The organism is Pseudoalteromonas sp. JC3, from assembly GCF_030291895.1.
Classification (GTDB): domain Bacteria; phylum Pseudomonadota; class Gammaproteobacteria; order Enterobacterales; family Alteromonadaceae; genus Pseudoalteromonas.
Window position 1 is genome coordinate 4136451 of sequence record NZ_CP127855.1, and the last position, 12155, is coordinate 4148605.

General features: G+C 41.0%; 9 protein-coding genes. 1 reads left to right on the plus strand and 8 read right to left on the minus strand.

Annotation, left to right across the window (positions count from 1 at the left end; all coding sequences use genetic code 11):
* Positions 1-18: 18 nt before the first annotated feature.
* From QSH61_RS18005 to QSH61_RS18020, 4 genes are read right to left on the minus strand one after another with little or no spacing between them, the layout of a single operon-like run.
* Complete coding sequence (locus tag QSH61_RS18005) at positions 19-1527, minus strand: tripartite tricarboxylate transporter permease (RefSeq protein ID WP_206473472.1); 1509 nt, start codon at positions 1525-1527, stop codon at positions 19-21.
* 3 nt (positions 1528-1530) lie between these two features.
* Positions 1531-2007, minus strand: a complete 477-nt coding sequence (locus QSH61_RS18010) for a tripartite tricarboxylate transporter TctB family protein (RefSeq protein WP_174170229.1) — start codon at positions 2005-2007, stop codon at positions 1531-1533.
* 60 nt (positions 2008-2067) lie between these two features.
* Positions 2068-3030 (minus strand): Bug family tripartite tricarboxylate transporter substrate binding protein, encoded by a 963-nt coding sequence (locus QSH61_RS18015; protein WP_206473473.1) that lies wholly within the window; start codon positions 3028-3030, stop codon positions 2068-2070.
* 12 nt (positions 3031-3042) lie between these two features.
* Positions 3043-4272: an OprO/OprP family phosphate-selective porin gene (locus QSH61_RS18020; protein ID WP_130165264.1), complete on the minus strand. Its 1230-nt coding sequence runs from the start codon at positions 4270-4272 to the stop codon at positions 3043-3045.
* Between the two features lie 1652 nt (positions 4273-5924).
* Here QSH61_RS18020 and QSH61_RS18025 point away from each other — a divergent pair.
* The gene (locus QSH61_RS18025) at positions 5925-7334 is read left to right on the plus strand and encodes a sensor domain-containing diguanylate cyclase (protein ID WP_174170228.1); all 1410 of its coding nucleotides are present in this window, start codon (positions 5925-5927) and stop codon (positions 7332-7334) included.
* On the opposite strand, the gene ylqF is transcribed toward QSH61_RS18025, so the two are convergent.
* The 4 genes from ylqF to QSH61_RS18045 all read right to left on the minus strand — a co-directional run bounded on the left by ylqF (position 7331) and on the right by QSH61_RS18045 (position 11510).
* Entirely contained in the window at positions 7331-8275 is a 945-nt protein-coding gene (ylqF, locus tag QSH61_RS18030) for a ribosome biogenesis GTPase YlqF (RefSeq protein ID WP_039493363.1), read from the minus strand. The genes QSH61_RS18025 and ylqF overlap by 4 nt on opposite strands.
* Before the next feature lie 685 nt (positions 8276-8960).
* Positions 8961-10361 carry a hypothetical protein gene (locus tag QSH61_RS18035; RefSeq protein ID WP_206473474.1) on the minus strand — a complete coding sequence of 467 codons (1401 nt, stop codon included), beginning with the start codon at positions 10359-10361 and terminating at the stop codon, positions 8961-8963.
* Between the two features lie 39 nt (positions 10362-10400).
* Complete coding sequence (locus tag QSH61_RS18040) at positions 10401-10919, minus strand: phospholipase A2 family protein (protein ID WP_174170226.1); 519 nt, start codon at positions 10917-10919, stop codon at positions 10401-10403.
* 207 nt (positions 10920-11126) lie between these two features.
* Positions 11127-11510, minus strand: coding sequence for a hypothetical protein (locus QSH61_RS18045; RefSeq protein ID WP_227386722.1), 384 nt, complete (start codon positions 11508-11510; stop codon positions 11127-11129).
* Between the last annotated feature and the right edge of the window lie 645 nt (positions 11511-12155).

Sequence of the window (12155 nt, forward strand, 5' to 3'; positions counted from 1 at the left end):
TATTTCCTCACTGCTGGGTTACTGCGCAACTTTTCGTTGCTGGAAGTACTCTTTTAATGGGATCAACAACACTAACATGGCAAGCGCAAATATGCCTAAAGTTAGTGGCCTCTCCCAAATAAAGCTAATAGAGCCATCCGAAATCATCATGGCGCGGCGGTAATTGCGTTCGATCATATCGCCAAGAATAAACCCAAGGAGCAAAGGTGCCATCGGGAAACTCAATAATCTCAGCACCACCGCCACCAAGGCAAAACCTACCATCATAAACAAATCGAAGGTATTAAATGACACCAGATAAACGCCAATCAAGCTAAAGAATAAAATCATCACCGTGAGGACCGAGCGTGGCAGAGTCAAAGCCTTTGCAAAATAAGGGATCAGTGGCAAATTTAAAATCAGCAGCACAATGTTGCCAAAATACATGCTTACAATTACCGACCAAAACACCGTAGGATTATCCTGCATTAACGTAGGACCCGGCTGAATACCATAGGCAATCAGCGCCCCTAACATAATCGCAGTGGTGCCAGACCCCGGGATCCCAAGCGTTAACAAGGGCACAAACGACCCAGTACAAGCAGCATTGTTTGCCGACTCAGGTGCCGCTAAGCCGCGAATTTCACCACGCCCAAAACGCTCACGAATAGCTTTTGGTGCCAAATTTCGCTCCGTTGCATAAGCCATAAAACTCGCAATCGTTGCGCCAGCCCCCGGCAATACGCCAATGATAAACCCTAAAATCGAAGAGCGCCCCACAACTGGCGCCATTTCTTTCACTTCAGCGCCTGATAATTTTGTTGAGCCAATAACGGGGGTGTCATCATCATTCGAACCTTGATTAGCTTTTTCAGGACGGATCACGTTGATCAGTGCCTCAGACAATGCAAAGGTTGCCATTGCGACCAACAAAAAGCTTACGCCGTCTAGCAAGTCTGCCTGACCAAAGGTAAAACGCTCAGTTCCAGATGAAGGGTCTATTCCCACCGTCGACAACATCAAGCCAAATACAGTCATCATCATGGCTTTTAAAAATTGCCCTTTTGCAGAAAAAGCAGCAATCGCAGTCAAGCCCAAAAACATCAACATCACATAGTCTGGAGACTGAAAGCTTAAGCTCACTTTTGCAAGTAGTGGTGCGGCTATCATGAGCATCAACGCACCAATCGTTCCCCCAGTAAATGAAGCATAAGCTGCAACAGCTAAAGCCTTACCCGCATGTCCTTGTTTTGCCATTGGATAGCCGTCAAATGACGATGCCACAGTACCAGCTACACCGGGAGCGTTAATCAAAATAGAGGAAGTCGAGCCACCAAAAATAGCGCCGTAATATACGCCCGCCATTAAGATCATACCGGAGTCGGCACCGATGTTGTAAGTGATAGGGATCATCAACGCAATCGCCGTGATTGGCCCTAAGCCGGGCAACATGCCGATAAAAGTACCGACAAAGCAGCCAACAATTACGTACAGTAAGTTTTGCCACATAAAGGCCGTGGACAGGCCAACTAAAATACCGTCTAACATGGCTTAACTCCAAAACTCACCGGGAACCAAATAGATCCCCAGTAGCTGCGTCATAATGGCCCAAAACACGATAACCACAGGCACTGACGCCAATAACAAAATTTGCTTACGTCGCTCACCCATAATTAAAAAGCCACAGCCTAAAAACAAAATGGTCGAAACAATAAACCCGAGTTCTTCAAGCACACTGCTGTAGATAAGCATCAATACAATCAGTGCTGCACATTGGGCTATGGTTGCCTTGGAGGTAGTCTCTGCTTTTTCACGTGTATCAGGTGCAGGGACGCCTTTAAACAGTGTTGCGGCAATCGACAAAAGACAAACAACAATGCCAATCAGCGCGTATACCTTAGGCAAAGTTGCTGAGTTTACCGCCTCGTACTCTTCAAAAGGCATAATCGGGATCTGCCAAGCAGATACCGCATAGAGTGAAAACAGAATTAAAAACAGCACTGGGCCTAACAATTCTCGGTTTAACATAGTGAATTACCCACTTTTAGGTGATGCAGTAACCTCACTGCAACCACCTATTTAATTTAATCAGCGTCTAACGAAACCCAATTCTTCCATCACCACTTTCAGCTGTGTTTCTTGTGCCTCTAGCGCCTCAATAAACTCGTGCTGTGGCTTAAATAGATTCAACCAACCGTTGCGTGCGCGCACCGCTTCCCACTCTTTGCTTTGCACCAGTTTTTGTAATCTCACGGTATATTCGTCGAGTTTTGCTTGAGGGAGATCCGGAGCCGCAAAAAAACCACGCCAGTTAACAAATTCCATGTCATAGCCTAAAGACTTCAGGGTTGGGATCTCTGGATAGTCCGCGATAGGCTCTGGCGCAGTAACAGCAAGAATGCGCGCCTGACCACTTTTTGCCATGTCAAGCGCTTCACTTAATCCGGTCGAGAGCATCTTCACCTCGCCAGACAATAAACCGGCCTTGGCTTTGCCACCGGCATCGTAAGGAATGTAACGCAGCTTGCGACCGTCAACGCCAGCCGCTTTTACTGCTTGTGCTGCAACGAGATGATCCATACTGCCGCGAGCTGAACCACCCGCGACTGTCACAGAGCCCGGGTTTACTTCTAGACGAGCAATCACCTCCTGCCAGCTCTTAAAAGGCGAATCATCACGCACCACGAATGCACCATAATCGGCAATTACGCTGGCAACGGGCGTTAAATCACGATAACTGTAGGGGATCTTACCCGACAATGCGCGCAGCACGATTGGCGTTGAATTAACCATCAACATATCGCCTTTTTTATTGCCCGATTCAATCAAATAAGCAATAGCACGGCCGCCACCACCGCCTGACATATTCTGAAACGATGCATTGGACTCAAGCCCTGATTTCACTAACGCCTCGCCCACAGCTCGAGCCGTGGTATCCCAGCCACCACCTGGACCACCGGGAATTAAAAAGTGGGTATCCGCTAATACCTGAGTAGACATCATCGCCACGCCAGCCATTGCTAACTTGAGATGCTTTAATGCAAACTTCATAACCTGCTCCCGTTAAAATAGATACTGCAAGCGTGCAGCAAAGCCAAATCCTGAATCTTCGTCACCAACCAACGCGGTACTTCCAGCGCCTGAAACATCCGCATAGACAAGGTTAGCCATGAACTTTAAGCTGCTGGAATGGTAATAGGTACCGCCCAGTGTGTAGGCGTCGACTTGCGTGCCTTGGTTGGCGTTTTCAGCATCCATGCTGGAAATACGTGCAACCAACTCCCACGCATTTTTTACCCCTTTAGGTTGCTTAAATACCGCAGAGCCTGCGGAATATTGTTTGTGTTCACCGGTCAGGAAATAGCTCAAAGACAAGTGATAACCCGAAATATCTCCCCCATCTAATGCAGAAGTAGGGTCGAGGGTATCTAAGTTGCGTGTGGCATATTCGGCCTCAAGCATAAAGGCATTATGTTGATAAGCGAGTTCTAACCCGGCTTGTGACATGCTATCAAGGGCAACGACATCACCGCCTGCAGCATAATCCACGAGGCGCACTTTGGCTTCGCGTACTTCACCGCGAGCAAGGCGATTACCCAGCGTAGCACCGCCCATATCACGGTACGAACCCCAACCACCTAAATGCAGGGTTTTACCGGGAGTGTGTTGCGACCAAGTCAAACGCCCCGAATAGGCAAGTGCCAGACGGTCATCTTGGTCACGCCCAGATGCACCAAAGGCGTCGTTTTTATATACCCCTAACGCATAGCGAAAACCGGAATCTTTAAAATATTGATAAGCTGATGCGCCCCATCGAAAGTAAGGAGAAAACGTATCAGCGATAGAGCTGCGCTCTATGGTATTGATGTGTTTGCTGCTGGTGAGCGCATTCAGGGTGATATCTTCTCTTAATTTACCAAACTGAAAGCGCGGGCCGTTGTTCCAGCCGGTATAACGCACTCTTACAGTGACTATCTCGGCATCGCCTTCAGCAAAATCGAGTAGTAACTTGTGTTCCCAGTCGCCTTGCTCACTCTCTACATAGGTGCGGATCCGGCGCGGAAAAAAGTCGCTGGCGGCATTACCCTCATTATCGGCGCTGTATGCACCACTAAAATGGTTAAAATCGAGTTGTACACGCCCACCAAACTCAAGGTTCAGTGATTTATTGGACTGTAATTCCTTTAATTGCGCTTCTAGCTTTGCAACCTTGCTGGCTAGTGCTTCATCTTGTTGTGCCAAAACGGGGCAAGCAGTTACTGCAATTAATGACATTGCTGCAACTGGCTTCATTATTGTTGTTCTCATTGCTCTGTACTCATTTGTCTTAAACGTATTGTGACTAGCGACTACAACCTGCTATCAAGTACGAGCTTATTGTTAACCCTCAATTAACCATAGATTGCGGAAATAAGTTGATTAAGTTGAGTAAAACGCGTTTTGTGCATAAAAATCATGAGCAATATGCACAAAACCCAAAGTAGTGTGGAAATAAATAACGAGTGAAGCGAAAGTATGACTACTGCGTTAATCAAAATATCTAAGATGTGGATGATGAATTAACCTAGCTTTTCTCTGAAGCTCTGGAAACGGTGAGCCTACAAAGCTCAATATAGAATAATACTTTGCCCCCTAGAATAAGCAGAAATAAGACACACAACACACCAAAAACCATCACATTAATAAAACAATACACTCAATAAATTTAAATTTGGTGTAATTCCAATCACTTAGATCTAAATAAGAATTATTTTCAAAAAGAACGTTGACAGCCCTTCAAATCTAATTGATAATCACTATCAACAAGGCGAGAGTGACGGCTCAACTTGTTATCACAATAGTTTCTTGACCCGAAACAAGGCTGGTATCCACAACTACCAAGGACGTTAGCAGGCACTTGCATTGCTCCTCGTATTTAGACGCTAACTCCACTTTTTACTTGCTACATTGCTCATATCGGTGACGGTAGATATGAAATCAAAAAGCCCTGCTCAGGGCTTTTTTTATGCCCAAAATTTATTTTCACTTCGGTATTTCCTAGAAAAACAGCCACACTAATATTAATGAGAATTATTTTCAAAAAAGTATTGACTCATTGTTAAATCTAACTGATAATCACTATCAACAAGACGGCAACGTGTTGTTTCGCCAACTCAGTTAGTAAGGTTGATAGTTGTAAAGCCCTGTCTACCTGATGTACTCACTACCTTGAGATTGGCATTAGTACTCTAGTTTGTTTCTCGACCCTGAAACACGGCTGGCCAACGTTAATGGCTTGAATGAACTTAACTCAGTCGCCCCTAAACCTGACTAAGTTTATTCTCACAATTTACTTGCTACATTGCTCATATCGGTGACGGTAGATATGAACGTAAAAAGCCCTGCTCAGGGCTTTTTTTATGCCTAAAATTTATACCAATTGAATTAATTCTCTAATCAATTTGAAGGGTGAAATAGCATATTAGCTTCGTTAAAAATTTCTCATTTAGAACAACTAAATAGCAAAATTTTTGCCTTGCTACTAAAGCTATTTCCCTGCTTCAAGATAGATCATTTACTTAATACAACTGGTATTATATCTATTTTCAGCACTTACCGAAAAACAGCCGTACAAATATTAATGAGAATTATTTTCAAAAAGGTATTGACCTAACGGCTAATCTAATTGATAATCAATATCAACAAGAGAACATGCTCTTGCTGATTCGACCCTGAATCGTGTTGTCGGTGATGTGCTACAACGCCCCTTGATGTGTATCACTGGCAACCACTTTTTACTTGCTACATTGCTCATATCGGTGACGGTAGATATGAATCAAAAGGCCCTGCTCAGGGCTTTTTTTATGCCTACATTTTCTATCAGCGTTTGTTCAGCTGTAATGTCGTGTAATCGTTTTCTTTTACTAGAATCCGTATCATTCTATTTTTCCAAAAATAACAATAATATGAACGCTCGACGCTACCGTTATAACATGTTGTTAAGTCTGCTGCTGCTGGTAGGGTTTATTTTCACCAGCTGGATAAGTATCGAGCATGCTAAACAATCGTTGTATAAAGGGGTGAGCGATGATGCTCTGCCACTCACCAGCCATCTGATTGATTTAGATATACAAAAACGGCTTCAAGCTCCAATTATTGTTTCTCAGCAAATGGCAAATAACGTCTTTATTAAACGCTGGCTAACGTCTTCACAGCAAGACCCTGCGCTTATTTTCACCTACTTAGAAGATACTCGAGCTTTACATCACGCAAAAACAAGCTTTTTAGTGGATGACAAGAGCCTCATTTATTACCACTTTGATGGTAACACCCAGCAATTAGACATTCGCGCCAAACAAAACGATTGGTACCGAGAAAGCTTGCACAGCGATGCTGACTATGCGCTCAATGTTGATATAGACCCAAGAGATAACAACGAAGCCATTGTTTACGTCAATCATAAAATAAGGCAAAACAACGATGTAATTGGCGTTGTTGGGGTTGGCATCTTATTGGCTGATTTACATAATTTAATCGAACAATACGAAGCCAGCTACGCACGCAAACTGTACTTTATTGACCACAAAGGCAGGCTATTATTTTTTAACGATCAGACCCTATCAGGCACCAGTATTCATGATCGTTTTCCAACCCAAGCAACGGCGCTGCTCAATCAATCCGAATATCAATTTCGGTTGGAAACCGACGACCATGCCGAGTTTGTCCATTCGCGCTATTTGGACTCTATAGGCTGGTATTTAATTGTTGAGCAAACAATAGATAAATCCAGTGGAATAAGCGACATACTCACAACCAATTTATGGGTAGGGAGCCTAGTCACCTTATTAATATTGGCCGTAGCGCAGTTGACGTTTAACCATTATCAAAAACGCTTAGAAAAAATGGCGAAGTACGACAAACTCACCGATACCTTTAATCGTCAAGCCTTCGAGCCACAGCTTCAGCATCATTTAGCGAAAGCGCGTACCCAATCAACCCCTGTAGTAATGTTGATGATGGACATTGACCACTTTAAACAAGTGAACGATCAACATGGCCATGTGGTAGGCGACAGAGTGCTGCAATGCTTCTCGAACGTATGTAAACGCCAGATAGAAAACAACGGTTTGTTGTGCCGCTGGGGAGGTGAAGAATTTATGGTATTGCTACCCAAAGCGACGTTAGAACAAGGAATTGCGATTGCTGAGAAGATCCATGTTGCTCTAGAGCAGGCGGAATGTGAGGTCAAAGTGACAGTCAGTATTGGCGTTGCACAATACCATATTGATGAATCAGAAGATGGTTTTATAAAGCGCGCCGATGCCGCGCTCTATCGTGCCAAACAAGGCCGGAATCAAACCAAATTCGCCGCTTAGCGGCGATTCTTACGCGCTCTTGCGCGGCGCTGACGTTTTTCGTCTTCACGCGCGGCCTTTTTAGCCTCAGCTTGTGCTCGTAACTCAGCAACCATTTCTTCTTCCGACTCTCGCATTTCCGGCGTTTCCATCGTGATCTGTCCGATAACAGCATCGCGCAGTTCGTTGATTAAAATCTCCGACATCTTATGCGTATCGACCTGATTGCCGCCCTTTACACAACCACGCTTGCGGCCAGCCATCTCGATAAATGTCCAATCACAGTCCGGTAATTCGTCGAGCTTGTAACGTGCTTTTAAAAGCTCTGGATATGCACCTAGCAGATATTCAGCGGTGTAACTCGCCACTTCTTCATAATTGATAGCCGTATCGCGAATAGCACCCGTTGCCGCCAAACGATAGCCCGAGTTTTCGTTCTCAACCTTTGGCCACAACATACCCGGCGTATCGTAAAGCATAATGCCGTCTTCAAGCTTAATACGCTGTTGCGCTTTAGTTACCGCTGGTTCATTACCTGTTTTTGCAACAATTCTGCCAGCAAGTGTATTGATAAGTGTCGATTTACCCACATTTGGAATACCCATGATCATGGCTTTTAGCTGCTTATCTTGACCCACTTTATGAGGTGCAAGCTTTTTGCAAAGCGCATTAATACGCTGTACTTCATTCGCCTTATCATGACCAAACGCCAGCGCTTTTACACCGCTCTCACGTTCAAAATACTCCATCCACTGCTTGGTCAGTTCAGGATCGGCAAGGTCCGCTTTGTTCATGATTTTGATAACAGGCTTGTCACCACGTAACTGCCCTACCATCGGGTTTTCGCTACTGTATGGAATACGAGCATCCAGCACTTCAATAATGACATCCATCTGCGGCATGATCTCTTTGATCTCATTGCGCGCTTTATTCATATGCCCTGGGAACCACTGTATTGCCATTATAACCACCTGTATTAATTAACTTTAAAAGCTCATATGTTGAACACCTTGCCAAGCTCACACCTACCATAGCGCCATTCGTACGAAGCAAGAGATAAGTAAAGGATACAACATAGGGTACTAAACGCTTTTAATACAGCAGCAGTACCTCATCACTAAGTTGGTTATTCTACTATAAATTGACAGGATTGGGTTAATGGCTTTGTTAGTACGACGATTCAAAGCCGCCTCATCCATATTCACCCAATCATTTTGCTAACGTATGTTCCCCATTAGGGCTGCCCTTCAGCCCTCTGATTTTTTCTAATACATCGGGTGAGTATACAGCTCATAATCAGTGCAGGGACTGTAATTAAAATGACATAAGGTGTTACCAAGATAAGAACTGCCAAGTTTGATTCCGAAAAGTATATAATCCAAACATACATACTAAAAATCAGCATAATACTGCCGTACAAGTAGTTTCTTACTATTTCACGAATCAACCTTATACCTTTAAAACTCAACATCAATTTGGAAAAAGCAAGTGGAGTTGACTTTGCGACTAGGTCCACCATTAATAAGTACAAAAAAGATGACAATGAAAAGTACGTACCATTATAGGCTAAATTGACAAATTCTAATAGTGGCAAGCTAACGAAAAGAAATAGAAAAGTTAATATATTGTCATGATTAAATTTATCATTCATAAATTTATTTCTTTTTTAATCCTAACAACATAACTATAATTATTTTTAACGTAGTTCTTAATTTTTTCATACTTTTTATTCTGCATCGACTTTACCGAGTACCACTCCAAAATATTGATACCAAACTCAGACTTTGGAGCACCGAAAACGGTTACAGCCTTTTTAAATTCCTCTACATCAGTCTCACCTTGTAAATAATAGAAACTAAAATTCTTACCATAAAGATATAAACCACTTAGGGAATCTAATTTATTTTTTGACAAGCGAGAGATAAGCCATTTATTTTCTGACAAATAACCAGCAACTCTAGTTATGTTAAACAATTGTTTTTGCTCTTTCCAAGACCCATTTCTATGTAGAAAATAGAACTCATTAACACTTATCCCATTCCTTGAATAGTATGCATGCTCTTGATCATTAACATAACCATACAACTCTTCAGAAGGGACTCTCTTAAAATCATCTAAGAATACTGACGGCTTATCATCTATATTATCTATTGAAAAAAGATAACTTACATAATCTTGATAAATAGGCTGACCTTGAAATAACTTTAACGAACCATCTAAGTCAAGACCTTTTATTTTTTCTTTAAGCTCACCAAACCCTACTGCACCTATAAACTTTGCCTTTGTAAAGTCTACATCTTGATACCTACACCTATTATAAAAGTTATAATGTTTATAATTATCAAAAGCTAACTTTATCTTTTTCAATCTATCTTTTCGTTGCAATTCCTTTCTATTAAAAACCTCGCCATAAACGCGCAAATCTATAAAATCAGAAATCACCAACCTTTCACTTATACTATAGCCATCCAAGTTAATCATATCCCCTCGCAAGGAATTTGAACTGGCATCAACATTTAATTCATCTTGCAACTTTTTTATTAATTCAAACCTCTTCTTCGACAACAAGTAATTGGTCAAAGAAAAACTTCTCCCTGAAATGTATATTAACAACTCATGTTTATTACCATCATAGTGTTTTTTCAATAAATCTATAAATGCTTCATCACCTTTATTCTCCAGCAAGATAGTAAGAGATGATTTTGAAACTCGATAACCTAAAGCAGCCAAGCTTTCTACATAATCATCACCAACATCATAAATCAAGGCTAATTCTAGAGTATTAAAGTCCCACCCAGTTACAATATTGTGGTGACTAGCTTCCCCTGATATTACCTTTACCACAGCATCAACAACTAAAGATTTTGTGATCTCAACTTCATCTGACTCAATATCAATATCGTTGAACCAATCCCTTTCGTAATAAACATAGGGCCTCTCAACATTTCCACCAAACCCATCAAAATAAAAGTAATTACAATTAGAAGAAAAGGAGAATGGTGAAAAAAATAAACCTATTAAAAAAATATTTTTTGATAAGTGATTCATTTTCTCGTTCCTAGATAGCCCCAAAAATAGGGCCGTGAGTTAGCTTTTAAAATATTTGTGAATTATAGGTTTGCAAATTTGTAAATTATCGTGCCATTCATAACATGCAGATTCTTCTTGGACCGAGTTATAATAGGACTTCCCAAAACCCTTTACTCCTCTAGCAAAAAGCGTCGCTGTTTTATTACATCTATAATTAAACTCTATATCTTTTTTGCCCTTCGCAGACTTTTCCCATTTTACTTTACATGTCGCAGCCATATCTGCGTGAAATTGATCGTCACAATTCTTTTGTCCTGAACCAAGAGTAGAGTAACACTTATCATGGCCGTTGCAGCTATCTCTAAAAACTCCATCCCAGCTATTAAGTATATCAATAGAACCTATTTCTGAGCTACAACCGTCGACTGATATTGTTGGTTTTAACAATGGATCACAAGAGTCTGGTTTTTGATCTGCATAATTACCACAGAGCCATATAACCTCAGCATCAAATGCTCTTGCTTCTTTTTCTCTTTGCTCAGAGCTAGAGTTATCGTACCCATAACGATCACCCAAAGTTTCAAATGTACGACTTAAATTACTAACAGAATGCCGAAATCGGCTCTTCGGAATAGCAACGCCATTTACTTGTATCCTCTCAATAGCATACGCACTTTTAAAGCCGGCTGATAGCGAGTTACTATTTGATAGTTCGTAAGCATCGATATCAACATTTAATAAAACAGCCCCCCATCAGACTAAAGATCAAACTCTTTTTTATATTCATTTCATTCCTTTTATTAACTTTTCATGTAACTTATTGTGGTAATTGAAAATATGCTTTGAAATTATAACGTTACCGACTCTTCCAAATATTGGTAAGACTTCAACAACACCTTTTTTCTTAAGGTTAATATAAAAATCATCTTTTACTCCCTCTACACTTTCTATAAAAACCCCTTTATCAACCAGAACATTAAATAAGTTATAAAACCTTTCTTCATCCGTCACCCTATAATCTCGCACCACATTAAAAACCAAGGATTCCTTTTCATTGTTAAAGTAATTGGTCAACTCCTTTCCCATTTCTAATAGTGTTCTTAACTCTGGAGAGTTAGCAAAACTCTCATAGGATGAAAGAGATTTAAAATATAGTTCGTTGTACATTTCTTCAGTTTTCTTTGAAAGATGAAGTCTAGGACAATATAAGCTATACTTTTCTTCGACTAAGCTTAGAAATAAAGAGCGAGCGGTCCTTCCATTCGCGTCAATAAATGGGTGTATAGCTACAACTCTAAAATATAAAAAAGGTTACAAGTTAAATTATTTCCAACTCTTTCCTTGTTAAATGTTTTTATCGTATCGTTAATTAAACTTTTAATTTTACTGGGTGCAGGTGGTATATAAATTTTATCATTTTCACACCTACCAACCCATGACTTATGAGTCCTATAGCCTGGAAGCTCTAAACTGAGGCTTTTATTAATTAAATGAATATCACTTTCCTCAAGCTCCCTTTCCCTCAAACCAAAATCAATAGTTTTATAGAACTCCCCTCTCAATCTCAATATATTTTCAACTTTTATTTTTTAATGAATAACTATAATAATCATGTAAAACCAACTCCATTGGTAGTATATTTTTTAATTGTCTAACACAGAAACTCGAAGATACATATCTGTAAATAAAGTTCTTATAATTATGATCGATCTTGCGTAGACCTAGTTGCATTAAATACCACCATTTTGTAATTACTTTACTGCTAAAGGACCCAGTACAGGTACATCATCATGTTTTTAACATATGTCAATT